Genomic DNA, 17,547 nt, shown 5'->3' on the forward strand with positions numbered 1-17,547 from the left:
CTCCCTCTCGCCGCCGAGACTACCCCGCGGCCCCGGCGGACCGCGGGGTTATCGAACCACCTATGGTCCTACCTCTGGATCGTCCGGTGCGGACGTCAGTACGCTGCCGGGCACCCCCGCTCCCCCGACCCGGAAGGGCCCTCCCCTTGCGCAGTACCCCGGCGGCCCGAGCCGCCCGACTCGCCGTACTCCCCCTGCTGGCCGCGGCGATCGCGGTCCCCGCCCCCGCCCAGGCCTCCCCGCTCGCCGAGGACGGCACCGTCGTCCCGATCCAGGTGACCGGCGACCCCTCCGAACGGTTCAACCTCGTCATCCTCGGCGACGGCTACACCGCGGAGGAGATGCCCCTGTTCCGCGAGCAGCTGGCCGCGCACCTGAACGTCCAGTGGAGCATCGAGCCGTTCCGCTCCTACCGCAACTACTTCAACGTCTACGCCGTGGAGACGCCCTCGGCCGAGTCCGGCGTCGACTGCGACCCCGCACTGGACGGCGGGACCCGCGACACCGCCCTGGGCATGGGCTTCTTCAACGGCTGCGACGACACCTCGCTGGAGCGCCTGCTCACCGTGGACGAGGCCGCGGCGAACACCGCCGCCGACCTCGTGCCCGGGGTCACCGCGGACAACCGGCAGATCCTGGCGCTGGCCAACAGCACCACCTACGGCGGGCGCGGCGGGCGCACCGCCACCGCGTCCTCGGGCAACGCGCTCTCGGCGCTGATCAGCCCGCACGAGCTGGCGCATTCGCTGGGGCAGCTCCAGGACGAGTACCCGTACTACTTCCGCGACACCAGCCTGGGCCGCTACCCCGGCCGCGAGCCCTCCTCGGTGCACCACACGCTGATGACCGCCGAGGAGATGACCGCGGCCGAGGCCAAGTGGTGGCGCTGGCTCGGCGAGGAGAGCGAGTCCGGGGGCGTGATCGGCGCCGCCGACCCCGGCGGCAACGAGGGCGGCCTGTACTACTCCGAGGGCGTGTGGCGGCCCAGCCGCCATTCGATGCTCAAGACCCTGGGCTACTACTTCGACCAGGTCGGCCGGGAGGTGATGACGCACCGCATCTCCGGGCTGCGCGACCAGCGGACCCTGCCGGTGACGTCCACTCCCGAGGGCGAGGTCGGCCCGCGGGACGTGCTGTGGGCCGAGGGCCCGCACCCCGCGTACCACGAGCTGGAGTACACCTGGTCGGTCGACGGCGAGGAGCTGGAGGAGGCCGCCGGGGCGCGCGCCCTGGAGCTGGCCGGGCTCGACCTGCCCGCCGGGACCGAGGTCGGCCTGCGGATCCAGGACCCCACGGAGTTCGTGCGCGACCCCGAGATCCGCGCCTCCTCCGCGATGACGCGGACCCTGGAGTGGACCGTCGGCGAGGCCCTGGAGCCCGACGACCCCGGCGCCGGCTTCACCCGGTTCCGCGACACCGGACGCGCCGTCGGCGCCGACGAGGTCGTGTACGTGGAGACCACCCACCCCACCGACCGGGTGCCGCAGGTGTCCTGGACGCTGGACGGCGAGCCCGTGTCCACCTCGGCCGACGGGCGCACCCTGGACCTGGGCGCGCTCGACCCGGCGCCGGGGACCCGTGTGCTGTCGGCGACGGTCACCGACCCGGCCGACCCCGGCGGGGACTCCGAGACCCTCACCTGGACGGTGGACGCCGCCGACCCGACCGCGCCGCGCGAGCTGTCCGCCCCCGCGGCCCGGGTTCCGGGTCAGGAGCACCACCTGTACTTCAACGAGTTCTCCATGCGCCTGTCCCCCCAGGACGACGGCGAGGGGCACGTGGTCGGCGAGTTCCGCGTGGACGGCGACGGCTGGCACCACTACTACGGCTGGCCCTCGGACTCGCGGGCGCCGTTCCTGTTCACCCCCGACGGCACCAACGTCGACGACCTGGTCTACGGCAGCCTGGGCAGCGGCGGCCTGTCCATGGCGGTGTTCGAGGTGGACGGCCACGAGCCCGGCTGGGGCACGCACGAGGTGGAGCACCGGGCGATCGACGCGGCCGGGAACATCGGCGAGCCCGAGTCCTTCCGGGCCACCGTCGTGCCCGGCGCCGACCTGGAGTGCACCGAGACGGTGACCGGCACCGTCACCGGCGGCCTGCGGGTCGAGGAGGGCGTGGTCTGCCTCGACGGCGCCGACGTGCGGGGCCGGGTCACCGTCGCCTCGGGCGCCTCCCTGGCGGTCTCCGGCGGCACCCTGCGCGGCGGGCTGGCCTCCTCGGGGGCGCACACCGTGCGGCTCACCGGCACGGAGGTGCGCGGTTCGGTGTCCGTCACACGGACCTCGAACGAGGTGGCCGTCCTGGGCTCCGTGCTGACGGGCTCGGTGTCGCTCACCGGCAACACCCAGGTCCCGTCCGACACCTGGACCGGCGGCGCGGAGGGCTACGGCCCGGTCCTGGCGGGCAACGAGGTCCGCGGCTCCCTGTCCTGCTCGGGGAACACCCCGGCGGTCGGGGACTTCGGGGCGGACAACACGGTCGCCGGCTCCGCCTCGGGGCAGTGCGCCGACCTGTGACACCCGTCCTCCGGCGCCCGCGCCGGAACGGCCGGGGGCGGGACCGCGCGGTCCCGCCCCCGGCCGCGGTCACTGCTCGCGGGCCTCGCGGTGGCGGCGGGCCGGGTTGACCGGCTCCAGCACCGCCAGGCACTCGACGTGGTGGGTCATCGGGAAGGCGTCGAAGGCCCGCAGGTCGACCAGCCGGTACCCGGACCGGTCGAACTCGGCGAGGTCGCGGGCCAGGGTGGCCGGGTCGCACGACAGGTAGGCCACCGCCCGCGGCCGGGTCCCGGCGATGGAGCGGACCACCTCGGCGCCGGCCCCCGCGCGGGGCGGGTCCAGGGCGACCACGTCGGCGCGCACGTCGGCCCACTCGCGCATCTGCGCGGCCACGTCGTGCTGCTCGATGCGCGCCTGCTCCAGGTCGCGCAGGTTGTACCGGGCGTCGCGCACCGACTCGGCGCCGCTCTCCACGCCCAGGGCGCGCCCCTCGGGGCCGACGGCCTCGGCCAGGGCGGCGGTGAACAGTCCGGCGCCGCAGTACAGGTCCAGCGCGGTCTCCCCCGGCTTGGGGGCCAGCGCGGCCAGGATCGCCTCGGTGAACACCCGGGCGGCGGCCGGGTGGACCTGCCAGAAGCCGCCCGCGCCCACCCGGAACTCGCGTTCGCCGACGATCTCGCGCACCCCGCGGCGGCCGCGCACCTGCTGGACGCGTCCGCCCTTGAAGCGGCGCAGCACGGCGCTGGACGCCTTCAGCTCGGGCAGGGTGCCCAGCTTGGCCCCGGTGGGGGTGACCACGACCGCCCGGTCGGCGCGCTCGGCGGCGGCCACGGCCTCGACCTCGCGCACACCCGGCCAGGGCAGCTCGGTGACGCCCAGCTCGGTGACGCCGGGGTGGGCGATGAGGCAGCGGTCCACCGGCTCGATGTCGTGGGAGCGGTGGCGGCGCAGGCCGGGGACGCCGTCGGCGTCCACCGCGAACCGCACCCGGGTGCGCCAGCCCAGGTTGTCGGGGGTGCCGGGCAGCTCCTCGACGACGACCTCGCGGTCGATCCCGGCGATCCGGCGCAGCTGGTCGGCGACCACCCGAGCCTTGAGCAGCCGCTGGGCCTCGGGGGTGGCGTGCTGCCAGTCGCAGCCGCCGCAGGCGCCCGGGCCGGCGAACCGGCAGGGGGCCTCGACGCGGTCGGGGGAGGCGGTGAGGACCTCGACCGCCTCGGCGCGCAGCAGGTTGCTGGTGCGTTCGGTGACGCGCACCCGCACCCGCTCGCCGGGCAGGGCGTGGCGGACGAACACCACCTGCCCGTTGTGCCGGCCCACGCACCACCCGCCGTGGGCGACGTCGTCGACGGTCAGCTCGAACTCGGTACCGGCACGGGTCATGGCGGAGTTCCTCCGGGGATCGCGGATGTGGTGCGGCTGCGTCCACGGGGCGTCGCCCGTCGCGGGAGGAGGCTGAGGCGGGGCGCTGCGGGGCGCCCCGGGGTGCGCGTCGGCGCACGTCCCGCGGGTGACCTGCGCGCACGGCCACCGACCGCCCCAATCTACCGCCACCGCGGGCCGGATCCGGTCACGCCGGGCGCGCGGGGGCCCGGCCGGCCCCGCCGGTGTCGGCCCGAGCGCACGGGACGGTGGCCCGATGTGCCAAGGTGTCACTGAGAGGGCACGGGCGACCCCCGGGCCCGGGAGGCGCTGTTTCGACGGGAGTGCGGGCGAGGTGCACATCGTGATCATGGGGTGCGGCCGCGTGGGGTCCACGCTGGCGCACACACTGGTGGACCTGGGGCACACGGTGGCGGTGATCGACCAGGACCCCGAGGCGTTCCGGAGACTGCGCGGGGACACCGCCAAGCACGCGGTCCGGGGGCTCGGGCACGACCGGGAGGTGCTGTTGGCCGCCGGTATCGACCGAGCCCGGGCGTTCGCCGCCGTGAGCAACGGGGACAACTCCAACATCATCGCGGCCCGGGTGGCGCGCGAGACGTTCGGGGTGGAGCACGTGGTGGCGCGGATCTACGACCCGCGCCGCGCGGAGGTGTACCAGCGGCTGGGCATCCCCACCGTGGCGACGGTGCGGTGGACGGCGGACGCGATCCTGCGCCGGATGGTGCCGGGGGACGACCGCCTGACCGCGGGCCCGGAGTGGCAGGACGCCTCGGGGACGCTGGCGATGACCGAGGTCGCCCTGCCCGACGGGTGGGCGGGGCGGCCGGTCGCCGAGGTGGAGCGGAGGGCGCCGCTGCGGGTGGTGTACCTGGCCCGCAGCGGACGGATCGTACTGGCCGGCGCGGAGGTGGTCCTGGAGGAGGGCGACGTGCTGCACGCCGTGGCCGACACCCGGGATCTGGACGGCCTGGCAGCGCGGCTGCACGGCGACGGGGAGGTGTAGCGATGCGCGTCGCGATCGCGGGTGCCGGGAGCGTGGGGCGCTCCATCGCCACGGAGCTGGCGGGCAACGGGCACGACGTCCTGCTCATCGACCGGGACACCCGGGCGATCGGGGTGGACGACCTGCCGCAGGTGGAGTGGCTGCTGGCGGACGCCTGTGAGCTGTCCACGCTGGAGGACGCCCGGCTGGGCGACTTCGACGTGGTGGTCGCGGCCAGCAGCGACGACAAGGTGAACCTGGTCGTGTCCCTGCTGGCCAAGACCGAGTTCGGGGTGGGCCGGGTGATCGCCCGGATCAACGACCCCGTCAACGAGTGGCTGTTCAACGACTCGTGGGGGGTGGACCTGGCGGTGTCGCCGCCGCGGCTGATCGCGGACCTGGTCGAGGACGACCCGCAGGAGGAGTCCTTCGACGAGGACGCCCTGCCGCCGCTGCCGGGCGCGGAGATCGCCGAGTCGGTGCTGCACGCGCGCAGCCCGTTCGCGGGCCGGTCCGAGAGCGAGCTGGCCGCGGTGCTGCCCGAGGGCGTGGCGCTGGTCGCGGTGGTGGGTCCGGGCGGGGTGCGCGCGCCCGAGCCCGAGCGGGTGCTGTCGGTGGGCGACACCGTGGTGTTCCTGGCCGAGCCCGACGCGCTGGGACCGCTGGAGGAGCTCCTGGACCCGGCGGGCGAGGGGTCCGGGACCTGAGCCGGGGCGCGCCCGGCGGGCGCGCCCCTGTGCCCGCGCCGACCTGGGCCCGTGTCGGCCCGGCCCGGTCAGTCCCGGTCGGCGGGCCGCCCGGACAGCGGGGTGCGGCCGCGGGCGAGCACCCACACCATCGCGGCGAACGCCGCGACCTGGAGCGGCCAGCCCATGGCGACCTTGGACAGGCCCAGCGCCGCGAAGGTGTTCGCCCCGCCGTAGGTGGCGGCCGCCCACAGGGGGTACTGCACGGCCACGCGCAGGACGCAGGGCAGGACCAGGAGCCAGGTGAGCTTGGAGGCCAGTGAGACCACCGCGGGGTTCTCCCGCCAGGAGGTGAAGTCCTCCTTGTGCCCGATGAACGGGCCGATCATCAGGCCGATGGCGGGCCAGCGCACCAGTACCGACAGGCTCAGCACCAGCGCGTAGACGGCGTTGTAGATGATGCCGGGCAGGAAGGCGTCGGCGGCGTTGCCGCTGCGCATCGCGAAGACCGCGGCGATGCCGATGCCGAACAGGCTGGTGACGACGTACTGCACCGAGGAGCGCTGGACCAGCCGCAGCACGCCCAGCAGCAGGGCCGCGACCACCCCCAGGCCGATCGAGAGGCGCAGGTCCGAGCCGATGATGTAGGAGACGGTGAAGGTCAGGGTCGGGACGGCCGCCTCGACCATCCCCCGCTTGCCGCCCAGCGCCTTGGCCAGCTGGGAGCGGACCAGCGCCTCGACCGTCTCCTCGGTCACCGCCGGGGGCCGCTGCTCCTCGGGCTCCCGTCCGGTGTCCCCATCGGCGCGCTGCTGCTCAGTCATCTGCTCCCGGTCCGCTCCGCGTCGTCGGTGCCGCCCCCGGGCGGGGGACGCACGGTCATGATGCCCCAGACTACGCGACGCCCGTCCGCTCCCCCGGCCCCGGCGGGGCGGCTATCGGCCGTTTCGTCCGTGTGAGCGGCGTTTGGTCCGCGGGGCTTCTCACCGATTTCTCACCGGCCGGGGGCGGCCCCTCCGCCCGGCCCGGACGGGCGACCCTGGCCTGCGGCGTCGGTACTCCGTACGCTGGCCCCGGAGAACCACCGATCCGAGGAGCCCGATGTCGCCCATCCCCCTCCCCCGGAGGGACCACCTGGAGTTCGCCGCCGCCATGGACCGGGAACTGATCCATCCCGGCACCTCCCACGTGTGGTCGCCCCACTCGGTCGGCACCGTGTTGGCCCTGCTGGCCTCGGGTTCGTCCCACCGGACCCTGGCCCAGATCGTCTCCCTGATCGGCCGCGACTTCGCCGGGCAGCTGCTCGACCTGGACTCCTCGGTGGCCCCCGAGCCGGGCCTGGACCTGGCCGTGCTCAACGGCCTGTACGTCCCCCGGGACTTACCGCTGCGCCGGACGTTCGTGGACCACGTGCGCGCCCGGGGCGGCGCGGAGATCGCCAACGTCGACTTCCGGGGCGACACCGAGGGGGTGCGCCGGTACATCAACGGCCGGGTCGCCCAGGTGACCCGCGGCCTCATAGACCAGCTGCTGCCGCCGGGGCTGCCGCCCCCCGACGTCCGCCTGCTGCTGGTCAACGCCCTGTGGGTGAAGATGGTCTGGCAGGAGTCGTTCAAGCCCTCCCGTACCAAGCCCGTGCCGTTCCGGGCGCCGGGCGGGAGCAGACCGGTGGCCACCATGCACCGCACCGCCAGGCTGCCGCTGGCCCGCGCGCACGGGTGGAGCCTGGTCAGCCTCGCCGGGGGGCACGGCCTGTACCTGGACGTGCTGCTGCCCGACACCGCCGCCCCCACACCGCCGCCGCTGGCCCCGGAGCTGCTGTCCGCCCTGTACCGGGCCCAGGCCCCGACGATGACGAAGCTGGCCCTGCCCCGGTTCACCGTGCGCACCAGCGTGTCCCTGCTGGGCCCCCTGACGCGGCTGGGCCTGGAGGAGATGGTCGGCGGCCGGGCGCGGTTCGACGCCATCAGCCCCGAGCCGCTGGCGGTGAGCGAGATCCTGCACCAGGCCGTGCTGCGCGTGGACGAGAAGGGCGCCGAGGGGGCCGCCGCCACCGGCGTGATCATGATGCGCGCGGGCCTGCCCTCCCGGCCGGTGGAGTTCACCGTGGACCGGCCCTTCGTGTTCGCCCTGCGCCGCGGCGCCTCGATCCTCTTCATGGGCCGGGTCACCGACCCCGTCGACCCCGGACCCGCCGCCTGACCCCGCCCGCCGCCCGACCCCGTCCCTCCCCACGAGAAGGCCCGCCATGACACCGGAGCTCGACCCCGACCACCTCCGTTTCGCGCTGTCCCTGGAGGACTCCCTGGCCGAACCGGCCGCCTCGCACGTGTGGTCCCCGCACTCGGCGGCCACGGCGCTCTCCCTGCTCGCCGCCGGGGCCTCCGGGGAGGTGCTCGCGGCACTGACCCGCCTGCTGGCGGGGGCCGGCGGCTCCCTGGGAACGCACACCGCCGCCCTGGACGCGGCGGTGTCGGCCGAGGCCGCCGGCGAGGGTCCGCCGGACGGGTGGACCCCTCCCGGGCAGGAGGTCCCGCCGCTGGAGCTGGTGTCGGTGAACGACCTGTACGTGCGGGCCGGGCAGACCGTCCTGCCCGGGTTCGCCGCGGCGCTGGCCGAGCGCCCCTCCTCGGCGGTGCGCCACGCGGACTTCGCCGGCGCGCCGGAGAAGGTGCGCCAGGAGATCAACGCCTCCGTCGCCGAGACCACCCGGGGGATGATCCCCGACCTGCTCCCGGCCGGGTCCGTCACCGCGGGAACCCGGTCCGTGCTGCTCAACGCCCTGTGGGCGCGGCTGGTGTGGATCTCCCCGTTCGACCCGGAGAACACCGCGGAGCGGGTGTTCCACACCCCCGGCGGCGACCGGCGGGTGCCCACCATGCGGCAGACGGAGCACTTCCCGGTGGCGGAGGCCGCGGGGCTGCGCATGCTCACCCTGTCCGGGCACCACGGCCTGCACCTGGACATCGTCCTGTCCGGTGACGGCGCCGTCGCGGCCCCGGTGCTGACCGCCGGAACGTACCGGGCGCTGCTGGAGGCACGGCGCCCCGAACGGGTGGAGGTCACCCTGCCGCGCTTCCGGGTGGAGAGCGGTTTCGAGCTGCTGCCGCTGCTGCCCGGCCTGGCGGCCGTCGCGGGCGGCCCCGGCGGCGATCTGAGCGGGATCACCGGCGACCCGCTCCAGGTGGACGCGATCATCCACCGGGCGGTGCTCAACGTGGACGAGGTCGGCGCGGAGGGCGCCGCGGCGACCGCCGTGATGATGGTCCTGGGGGCGATGCCGCAGCGGCCCCGGGAGTTCCACGTGGACCGGCCGTTCGCGTTCGTCCTGCGCCGCGGATCCGCCGCGCTCTTCCTGGGCCGGATCACCGACCCCGAGGACCCCGGGCCGGCGCGGACGCCGGACCCCTCCCTGTGAACGCGGTCCGGCCCGCACGGCGCGGGCCGGACCCGCCTCAGGCCTCGAACACCTCGAACCCGGTGGCGAGCGGCACACCCGCCCACTCCCCCGCCATCGCGGCGGCCTGCGGCAGGAACGACTTCTGGTCGAAGCCGTCCAGGTTGGCGAGGTAGACCTCGTGGGCGTCCAGGGAGGCCACCCCGGCCGCCAGGTCGTCCTCGCTCAGTTCGACGAAGTGCCCGGCCCGCGGCGAGGCGCCGAAGGCGACGAACCGCACCCCGGACCAGGGCTCCAGCCCGTCGGTGAGCTGCTCGGTGAAGACCCACCGGTTGGCGGCGTCGCGGACGGCGTCGAGCAGGGCGGGGCCCAGCACCCGGTGGTCGGCGTGGTTGAAGCCGCTCCCCCCGGCGAAGTGCTCGCGGAAGTTGATCGAGACGATCACCTCGGGCCGGTGCCTGCGGATCGTCTCGGCCAGGGCGCGGCGCAGCGGGAGCCCGTACTCCAGCAGGCCGTCGGGGAAGTCGAGGAACTCCACCTCGGCCCCCACCACGGCCGCCGAGGCGCGCTGCTCGGCCATCCTCAGCGGGGCGCACTCCCGGGGCGCCAGGCTGTCGATGCCCGCCTCCCCGCGGGTGACCATGAGTTCGGTGACCTCCTTGCCCTGGCGGGTCCAGCGGGCGATCGCCGAGGAGCAGCCGAATTCCAGGTCGTCGGGGTGGGCGACCACGGCCAGGGCCCGGGTCCAGTCCTCCGGCAGGGGCACGGGTGCGCTGTCGTTCGTCATGACCCCACCCTACGGCGGCGCGGCCCCGGACACGGGAACGCCCCGGAGCCGGGGCTCCGGGGCGGTTCCGTGGTGCCCGTCAGGCCTGCCCGGAGCCGTTGGGCGAGGCGCCCGGGGCGTCGGGCCGCGTCCCGTTGGGCGTGGTCCCCGGCGTCCCCTGCCCGGCGGCCCGGCGGGCCTGGGCCTGCTGGGCGGCGCGCGCCTGGGCGACCTTGGCCATCTGCTCCTGAACCTGCTTGGGCACGGTGATCGGCAGCAGCTCTCCGGGCGGGACGGGCTGGTCGCCGCGCACCACGACGACGTCGGAGAACAGCTTCTCCACCTCCGCCATCACCTCCGGCTTGGCGGCGCCCTCACCGCGGATCACACCGCGCAGCACCCAGCGCGGCCCGTCCACGCCGATGAACCGGACCCGCTGGGCCAGCTGGCGGCCGTCCTCGGTGGTCCGGCCGGGCACCGGGACCAGGGCCTTGAGCTCGGGGCCGAAGGTGCCGTCGTGGTCCTCGACCTTGCCGCCCTGCTTCTGGACCTGTTCGCGCAGCTCCTCGCGCATCTCGTCCCACAGGCCCGACGACTTGGGGGCCGCGAAGGCCTGCACCTGGACGGCGCTCTTGCCGCGCACCAGGGTCACGCCGATGGCCTTCTGCTTGCCCTGGGCGTCCTGGGCCACGTTGACCTGGATCTCGGTGCCCTGCTCCTGGGGCACCCGGATCCCGCCCAGGTCCATGCGCTTCAGCTCGGGCGCCTCCTCGGCGGCGTCCCACGGCCCGTTGGACCGGTACCGGTCGGCCTCCTTGACGGGTTCGCCGCCGGGATCGGCCGCGGCCCCGGGGTGCACCTCGTTGTCGAAGGAGACGGCACCGGCCGCGCCCTGACGGGGAGCACCGGCTCTGCCGTCCTCTTCTTTCCGCTTCTTGCGGCGGCGTCCAAACACGCCCTCACCTCTTCGTTCTCCGTTGGTCCCGGGGTCGCACCGGGTCGGGGACGTACGTCACCGCAGTGCGGCGCTGCCCCCGGTCGAACCGAAACCGCCCGCTCCGCGCGCCGATCCGGGCAGCGTGTCCGCCTCAACGAACACGGCCCGCTCCACGCGCTGGACCACCAACTGCGCGATCCGGTCGCCCCGGGTGAGTTTCACGGGGTCCGCGGAGTCGGTGTTGAGCAGGGTCACCTTGATCTCGCCCCGGTATCCGGCGTCCACGGTGCCCGGGGCGTTGACGATCGTGAGCCCGCAGCGCGCCGCCAGGCCCGACCGGGGGTGCACGAAGGCCGCGTACCCGTCCGGCAGGGCGATGGCCAGGCCGGTGGGGACGGTGGCCCGCTCCCCGGGCGCGAGGACGACGTCCACGGCCGTGTACAGGTCGGCTCCCGCATCCTGGGGATGCGCGTACTCGGGCAGGGGAAGGCCGGGGTCGAGGCGGTGGACCGTGATCGGGATCCGGCCGCCCTCCGGGGATGCGCTACTCACATTCGCCGAGCCTATCGCCCCCGGGGCGCTGCCCCGGCGTTCGACGGCGCCCCCGGGCGCCTTCCGTCCCGCTCCGGCGGGACAGCCGCCGCCGGGAACGCGTCGCGGCCGGGGCGGGAACCGCCCCGGCCGCGACGACGCACACCGTGTCCTTCCGACCTCCGCCGCGCCCCGGCTCGGCCGCCACCGCCCCCACGGACGGCCCGCGGCCGCGGCTCGGGCGCCCCGCCCGGCGCCCCCGGCGGCGCGGGGGCGCCGGCGAGCGGGTGTTACGCCTCGGGCTCCCCGGTGGTCTCGGGGAGGGTGACCTCGACGGTCAGCTCGGCGTCGTCGGTGGGCTGGAAGTCGATCCCGGAGGCCCGGCCGGCGGCGGCGATGTCGGCGGCCGCGGCCCGGGCGGCCTCGACGCGCTTGCCGGTGACCCGGACCCGCTCGACCTCGGCCCGCATGGACAGCTTGGCCTCGGACTTGGCCTTGCGGACGGCCCGCAGGACCTCGGCGGTGGCGGTCAGGACGACGGGGTCGCCGTCGGCGGCCGCGGCCCGGTACTCGGCGGCGTCCGGCCAGGACTGGGCGTGCAGCGAGCCCTCCTGCCACCAGCTCCAGACCTCTTCGGCCACGAAGGGGACGAAGGGGGCGAAGAGCTTGTGCAGGGCGCCCAGGGCGATGAGCAGCGCCGAGCGCGCGGACGCGCCCTCGGCGGACCCGGTGTCGTAGGCGCGGGCCTTGACCAGCTCCAGGTAGTCGTCGCAGAAGTCCCAGAAGAACCGCTCGGTGCGCTCCAGGGCCCGGGTGTGGTCGTAGGCGGTGAACGCCGCGGTGGCGTCCTCCACGACCTCGGCCAGGGTCGCGAGCATCGCGCGGTCCAGGGGCTCGGTGACGCTCGCCGGGTCGGCGACCGCGCCCTCGCCCGCGACGGACATGACGAACTTGCTGGCGTTGAGGATCTTGATGGCCAGCCGGCGGCCGACCTTCATCTGCCCCTCGTCCATGGCGGTGTCGGTGCCCAGGCGGCCGCTGGCCGCCCAGTACCGGACCGCGTCGGAGCTGTACTTCTCCAGCAGCGCCAGCGGGGTGACGACGTTGCCCTTGGACTTGGACATCTTCTTGCGGTCCGGGTCCAGGATCCAGCCGGAGATGCCGGTGGTGTGCCAGGGCAGCGTGTCGTTCTCGAAGTGGGCGCGCACGACCGTGGAGAACAGCCAGGTCCGGATGATGTCCTGGCCCTGGGGGCGGTAGTCCATCGGGAAGACGCGGCGGAACAGGTCCTCGTCGCGCTCCCAGCCGGAGGCGATCTGGGGGGACAGCGACGAGGTGGCCCAGGTGTCCATCACGTCGGGGTCGCCGGTGAACCCGTTCGGCCGGCCGCGCTGGTCCTCGGTGTACCCGGCGGGCGCCTCGGAGCTGGGGTCGACGGGCAGCTGCTGCTCGGTGGGCAGGAGGGGCTCGTCGTAGCGCGGGTTGCCGTCCGCGTCCAGCGGATACCAGACCGGGAAGGGGACGCCGAAGAAGCGCTGGCGGCTGATCAGCCAGTCGCCGTTGAGGCCCTCGACCCAGTTCTCGTAGCGGGAGCGCATGTGCTCGGGGTGCCAGGTGAGCTGGCGGCCCCGCTCGACGAGCCGCCGGCGCAGGTCCTCGTCGCGGCCGCCGTTGCGGATGTACCACTGGCGGGTGGTGACGATCTCGAGGGGCTTGTCGCCCTTCTCGTAGAACTTGACCGGGTGGGTGATGGGCTTGGGGTCGCCGACCAGGTCGCCGCTCTCGCGCAGCATCTCGACGACGCGCTCGCGGGCGGTGTGGACGGTGGCGCCGACCAGGCGGTCGTAGGCCTCGCGGGCGGCGCCGGACTCCAGGCCCGCGGGCGGGTCGGCGAGGATGCGCCCGTCCCAGCCGATGATGGGCCGGGTCTCCAGCTGGAGCTCGCGCCACCAGGTGACGTCGGTGGTGTCGCCGAAGGTGCAGATCATGGCGATGCCGGACCCCTTCTCGGGGTCGGCGAGCCGGTGCGCCTTGACGGGGACCTCGACGCCGAAGACCGGCGTGGTGACGGTGGTGCCGAAGAGGTCCTGGTACCGCTCGTCGTCGGGGTGGGCGACCAGGGCGACGCAGGCCGCGAGCAGCTCGGGGCGGGTGGTCTCGATGTGGACCGGGGTGCCGTCGGGCCTGTGGAAGGCGACCTTGTGGTAGGCGCTGGGCCGCTCGCGGTCCTCCAGTTCGGCCTGGGCGACCGCGGTGCGGAAGGTGACGTCCCACAGGGTGGGCGCCTCGGCCATGTAGGCCTCGCCGCGGGCGAGGTTGCGCAGGAAGGCGCGCTGGGCCGCGGCCCGGGAGTTGTCGTCGATGGTCGCGTAGGTGTGGCGCCAGTCGACGCTCAGGCCCAGGCGCCGCCAGATCGACTCGAAGATCTTCTCGTCCTCGGCCGTGAGCCGGTCGCACAGCTCGATGAAGTTGCGGCGGGAGACGGGGATCTGCCGCTTGGGGTCGGGCTTGGCCGGGGGCTCGAACTCCGGGTCGTAGGCGACCGACGGGTCGCAGCGGACGCCGTAGTAGTTCTGGACCCGGCGCTCGGTGGGCAGGCCGTTGTCGTCCCAGCCCATGGGGTAGAAGACGGCCTTGCCGTTCATGCGCTGGAAGCGCGCGACGGTGTCGGTGTGCGTGTACGAGAAGACGTGGCCGATGTGCAGCGACCCCGAGACCGTGGGCGGCGGGGTGTCGATGGAGTAGACGTCCTCGCGTTCGGCCGTGCGGTCGAAGTGGTAGACGCCGGACTCATCCCATACGTCGACCCACTTCGCCTCGATACCGTCCAGCGAAGGCTTGTCGGGCATGCGGAAGGAATGAGAGCGGTTGGTCATGGGGCAATGGTAGTGCGCTCCGGAGCGTGATCGCTCCTGGTTTCACGGCACGGTACGCCCTGGTGCGTCACGCTCCGGCCACCCCCCTGGGGTATCCCGTTCCGGGGCCGGGGTGCTCCCCCGGCGGGGGCCGCTCGCGTGAAAGGATCGTTGCGGTAGACCATGGGGTGGCGGGCGGTCCTCCGCCCGTGCCCGTGCACTCGACAAGAACGGTGAACGATTCATGGCTAAGAAGGACGGCGGTGAGGTCACCCCGGTCCTGTTGGGCTTCGTGGCCGGGTTCGCGGCCGAGTTCGTCATGCGCAAGGCGCTGACCTTCGCGTGGACCCGTGCGACCGGCGAGGAGCCGCCCACGGACCTGGAATCCCCGGACGTGAGCCTGGGCCGCGCCCTGGGCTGGGCGGTCGTCGCCGGCGTCGGCGTCGAGGTGGCCCGTGTCCTGGCCGTGCGCACCGCCCGCAAGGGCCTGCAGCGTACGGCCCCCGAGGTCCTGGAGGCCTGACCCTCCCCCGGGAAAGGACGACGGTGGGCGGCCCACCGCACCGTGTGATCCGTGCGGTCGGCCGTCCACCGTCGTCGGTCCGGCTCCCCGTGCGTGCGCGCCCGTCAGGGGAGGGCGCGCCGGACGCCCGTGGACGGGACGGCGCCTCGTCCGTCCCGACCTGTCAGGCGCATTCCTTGCAGACCAGCTGCCCGGCCCGCTGCTCGGCGAGCTGGCTGCGGTGGTGCACCAGGAAGCAGCGCGAGCAGGTGAACTCGTCGGCCTGACGCGGCAGCACCCGGACGGCGAGTTCCTCGCCCGACAGGTCGGCACCGGGCAGTTCCATGCCCTCCGCGACCTCGTCGGGGTCGATGTCGATCGTGCCGGTGCCCTTGTCCACGCGCCGAGCCTGCAGCTCCTGAAGGCTGTCCTCGTTGATGTCCTCGTCAGTCTTGCGCGGGCTGTCGTAGTCGGTGGCCATCTCTGCTAACTCCATCCCCCTCGTTCAGTGCCTCGTCGCGCGGGTAGTAACGCTTGAGAGACCTCGGTTGTGCCCGGTTCGGCCGATGAGTTTCCCGATCACCGGTGAACCGTGCCCCCTCCCGGGCCACCGCTCACAGGTCGGTAGCACTTTTTGCGGGACCGTGTCCGAAGGCGGCCAGATAGAGTCGCCGCTTTCGAGCCGGTTTCCCCTGGAGTACTACCCGGTATCGGGTGTCCCGTAGACCTGGAAAAGCCGTTTCGCCCACCCCGGACAAAGCGCGGATCACTCCCTCACCGCGGGCGAAAACCGAAGACATGCCCACGTCAGGAGGGATTCCCTCCGTGTCCACGCCCGAGGCAGCATACCCACCCGAGGTCGGCGCACGTGACCCGGATGGGCGTGTCTTCGGACACGTATAGATACCACGAAGCGTGGCGTGACGCAGCTTGGGCCCTATTTACCGGGCCCCGGGCGATATGTTCGGCGGGTCGAAAGGGCCCGGTTCAGCGCCGCTCGGGCGTCTCGCCCGACGGGACGGGAAGGCAGACGGTGATCACCAGTCCGCCGCCCGAGCGCGGCCACGCGGTGACCACGCCCTCGTGGGCGCGCACCACCGAGCGGACGATGGACAGGCCCAGCCCGGCGCTGCGGCCCGAGCCCACCCGGTCGCCCGAGCCGCGGCGGAACGGTTCGAAGAGGCCCTCGATCTCGTAGGCGGGGATCACCTTGCCGGAGTTCTCCACCTGCACGGCCGGGAGCCCCTCGTACAGGCCGCTGCGGACGGTGATCTCGCCGTCGGGGACGTTGTACTTGAGGGCGTTCTCCACCAGGTTGGCGACCAGGCGCTCCAGCAGGACCGGGTCGCCGACGACCACCGCCGGGCGCAGGTCCTTGCGCAGCCCCAGCTCGGAGTCGGCGATCTCCGAGGCGAACTGGCTGAGCACCGTGCCGGCCACCTCCCCCAGGTCGACGCGGGCGCGCACCTCCAGCTCGCGGTCGCTCTTGGCGAGGAAGAGCAGGCCGTCGATGAGGCGCTCGTGGCGGGCGTTGGTCTCCAGCAGGGTGCGGCCGACGGACTTCAGGTCCGGGGAGACGTCCGGGGCGCTGAGCGCCACCTCCAGCAGGGTGCGGTTGATCGCCAGGGGCGTGCGCAGCTCGTGGGAGGCGTTGGCGACGAACCGGCGCTGGCCGTCGAAGGCGCGGTCCAGGCGTTCGAGCATGCCGTCGAAGGTGTCGGCCAGCTCGCGGATCTCGTCGTCGGGGCCGGACAGGGCGATGCGCTCGTGCAGGTCGCGTTCGGAGAGCCGGCGCGCGATGCGGGTGATCTTCTGCAGCGGCGACAGGGCCCGGCCCGCGACCGCGTACCCCAGGGCCACCGCGAGCAGCCCCACCAGGAGCAGCGCGAGCAGCGAGAACCGGGTGACGTGGGTGAGGACCTCCTCGATGAGGTACCCGTGCGCCGCCAGCTCGGCCGCGCTGTCCTCGCTGAGCAGGGCGTTGAGCAGGACCGCCACGATCAGGTAGTTGACCAGGACCAGCACCGAGCCCGCGGCGAAGAACAGCATCCCGTAGATGAGGGTGAGCCGTGCGCGCAGGCTGAGGTTGTCGGCGAACCGGTGGACCCGCTCGGAGGCGGCCGAGCGCTCGGCCCCCGCACGGGCGGGGTCGGCCGCGCCCAGGCGGCGCCAGGTGCCGGTGTCCCCCGGGCGGGTGGGCTCCACGCCGCCGTTGTGGTCGGCGCCCGCGGGCCGCGCCCCGACGGACCTGCCTCCGTCCGGGCCGGAGGGTCTCACAGCCGGTACCCCGCGCCGGGCACGGTCTGGATGACCGGGGGCGCGCCGAGCTTCTTGCGCAGGGTCATGACGGTGACGCGCACGACGTTGGTGAAGGGGTCGGCGTTCTCGTCCCAGGCCTTCTCCAGCAGGCCCTCGGCGCTGACCACGGTGCCCTGGGCGCGCATGAGGACCTGGAGCACCGCGAACTCCTTGGGGGTCAGGGCGATCTCGCGCCCCTCCCGGTGGACGCGGTGGTTGGCCGGGTCGAGGGTGATGCCGTGCCGCTCCAGGACCGGGGGCAGCGGCGGGGTGGAGCGCCGGGCCAGCGCCTGCACGCGGGCCACCAGCTCGGGGAAGTGGAAGGGTTTGGCCAGGTAGTCGTCGGCGCCCAGGCGCAGGCCCTCGACCTTGGCCTGGACGGTGTCGGAGGCGGTGAGCATCAGGATGCGCCCGTTGTAGCTCTCGCCCACCAGGGTGCGGGCGACGTCGTCGCCGTGGGTGCCGGGCAGGTCGCGGTCCAGGACGACCACGTCGTAGTCGTTGACCGCGGTGTGCTCCAGGGCGGTGTCGCCGTCATAGACCACGTCCACGGCCATGGCCTCGCGGCGCAGGCCCACCGCGACGGCGTCGGCCAGGACACGCTCGTCTTCGACCACGAGTACACGCAACGTCAAGTCCTCTTCGGTACCTGGGAAAAAGGGGCCGCTGCCGGCGCATCCCCCAACACACCGGCAGCGGCGTTCTC

Annotated in this window: 15 protein-coding genes; 6 read left to right on the top strand and 9 right to left on the bottom strand. The window is 74.0% G+C overall.

The window, feature by feature from the left end; genetic code table 11:
- Positions 1–146: 146 nt before the first annotated feature.
- Positions 147–2,519, top strand: a complete 2,373-nt coding sequence (locus ABZ249_RS22475; protein ID WP_355266170.1) for a M64 family metallopeptidase — start codon at positions 147–149, stop codon at positions 2,517–2,519.
- 69 nt (positions 2,520–2,588) lie between these two features.
- Here ABZ249_RS22475 and ABZ249_RS22480 read toward each other — a convergent pair whose 3' ends face one another.
- On the bottom strand, positions 2,589–3,884 hold the full coding sequence (locus tag ABZ249_RS22480; protein ID WP_355266173.1) for a class I SAM-dependent RNA methyltransferase: 1,296 nt from the start codon (positions 3,882–3,884) through the stop codon (positions 2,589–2,591).
- Between the two features lie 334 nt (positions 3,885–4,218).
- Here ABZ249_RS22480 and ABZ249_RS22485 point away from each other — a divergent pair, with 334 nt between their 5' ends.
- On the top strand, positions 4,219–4,890 hold the full coding sequence (locus ABZ249_RS22485; protein WP_220560181.1) for a TrkA family potassium uptake protein: 672 nt from the start codon (positions 4,219–4,221) through the stop codon (positions 4,888–4,890).
- 2 nt (positions 4,891–4,892) lie between these two features.
- A complete protein-coding gene (locus tag ABZ249_RS22490) occupies positions 4,893–5,576 on the top strand; it encodes a TrkA family potassium uptake protein (protein WP_355266176.1) in 684 nt (227 codons plus the stop codon).
- A 68-nt stretch (positions 5,577–5,644) separates the two neighbouring features.
- On the opposite strand, the gene ABZ249_RS22495 is transcribed toward ABZ249_RS22490, so the two are convergent.
- A complete protein-coding gene (locus ABZ249_RS22495) occupies positions 5,645–6,379 on the bottom strand; it encodes a DUF3159 domain-containing protein (protein ID WP_355266179.1) in 735 nt (244 codons plus the stop codon).
- A gap of 277 nt (positions 6,380–6,656) precedes the next feature.
- On the opposite strand from ABZ249_RS22495, the gene ABZ249_RS22500 reads away from it, so the two are divergent.
- Together ABZ249_RS22500 and ABZ249_RS22505 are read left to right on the top strand one after the other, a co-directional pair.
- Complete coding sequence (locus ABZ249_RS22500) at positions 6,657–7,757, top strand: serpin family protein (protein ID WP_355266182.1); 1,101 nt, start codon at positions 6,657–6,659, stop codon at positions 7,755–7,757.
- 46 nt (positions 7,758–7,803) lie between these two features.
- Positions 7,804–8,973 carry a serpin family protein gene (locus tag ABZ249_RS22505; RefSeq protein WP_355266185.1) on the top strand — a complete coding sequence of 390 codons (1,170 nt, stop codon included), beginning with the start codon at positions 7,804–7,806 and terminating at the stop codon, positions 8,971–8,973.
- A gap of 37 nt (positions 8,974–9,010) precedes the next feature.
- Here ABZ249_RS22505 and ABZ249_RS22510 read toward each other — a convergent pair whose 3' ends face one another.
- From ABZ249_RS22510 to valS, 4 genes are all read right to left on the bottom strand, one after another.
- Positions 9,011–9,739 carry a PIG-L family deacetylase gene (locus ABZ249_RS22510; RefSeq protein WP_355266187.1) on the bottom strand — a complete coding sequence of 243 codons (729 nt, stop codon included), beginning with the start codon at positions 9,737–9,739 and terminating at the stop codon, positions 9,011–9,013.
- Positions 9,740–9,818: 79 nt separating this feature from the next.
- Positions 9,819–10,673 carry a DUF3710 domain-containing protein gene (locus ABZ249_RS22515; protein ID WP_355266190.1) on the bottom strand — a complete coding sequence of 285 codons (855 nt, stop codon included), beginning with the start codon at positions 10,671–10,673 and terminating at the stop codon, positions 9,819–9,821.
- Between the two features lie 57 nt (positions 10,674–10,730).
- Positions 10,731–11,207 carry a dUTP diphosphatase gene (gene dut, locus ABZ249_RS22520; RefSeq protein ID WP_220560175.1) on the bottom strand — a complete coding sequence of 159 codons (477 nt, stop codon included), beginning with the start codon at positions 11,205–11,207 and terminating at the stop codon, positions 10,731–10,733.
- A gap of 269 nt (positions 11,208–11,476) precedes the next feature.
- Positions 11,477–14,062: a valine--tRNA ligase gene (valS, locus tag ABZ249_RS22525; protein WP_355266194.1), complete on the bottom strand. Its 2,586-nt coding sequence runs from the start codon at positions 14,060–14,062 to the stop codon at positions 11,477–11,479.
- Positions 14,063–14,285: 223 nt separating this feature from the next.
- Here valS and ABZ249_RS22530 point away from each other — a divergent pair, with 223 nt between their 5' ends.
- Positions 14,286–14,564, top strand: a complete 279-nt coding sequence (locus tag ABZ249_RS22530) for a DUF4235 domain-containing protein (RefSeq protein ID WP_220560173.1) — start codon at positions 14,286–14,288, stop codon at positions 14,562–14,564.
- Positions 14,565–14,727: 163 nt separating this feature from the next.
- Here the strand turns inward: ABZ249_RS22530 and ABZ249_RS22535 are convergent, their stop codons facing one another.
- The 3 genes from ABZ249_RS22535 to ABZ249_RS22545 form a co-directional block, all read right to left on the bottom strand.
- Positions 14,728–15,024 (bottom strand): DUF4193 domain-containing protein, encoded by a 297-nt coding sequence (locus ABZ249_RS22535; protein WP_220565672.1) that lies wholly within the window; start codon positions 15,022–15,024, stop codon positions 14,728–14,730.
- A 506-nt stretch (positions 15,025–15,530) separates the two neighbouring features.
- Positions 15,531–16,748, bottom strand: coding sequence for an ATP-binding protein (locus ABZ249_RS22540; RefSeq protein WP_355266197.1), 1,218 nt, complete (start codon positions 16,746–16,748; stop codon positions 15,531–15,533).
- 68 nt (positions 16,749–16,816) lie between these two features.
- Positions 16,817–17,470, bottom strand: a complete 654-nt coding sequence (locus tag ABZ249_RS22545) for a response regulator transcription factor (RefSeq protein WP_220565670.1) — start codon at positions 17,468–17,470, stop codon at positions 16,817–16,819.
- Positions 17,471–17,547: the final 77 nt, after the last annotated feature.

The sequence above is a fragment of the Nocardiopsis sp. NPDC006139 genome (genome assembly GCF_040614155.1).
Classification (GTDB): domain Bacteria; phylum Actinomycetota; class Actinomycetes; order Streptosporangiales; family Streptosporangiaceae; genus Nocardiopsis; species Nocardiopsis changdeensis.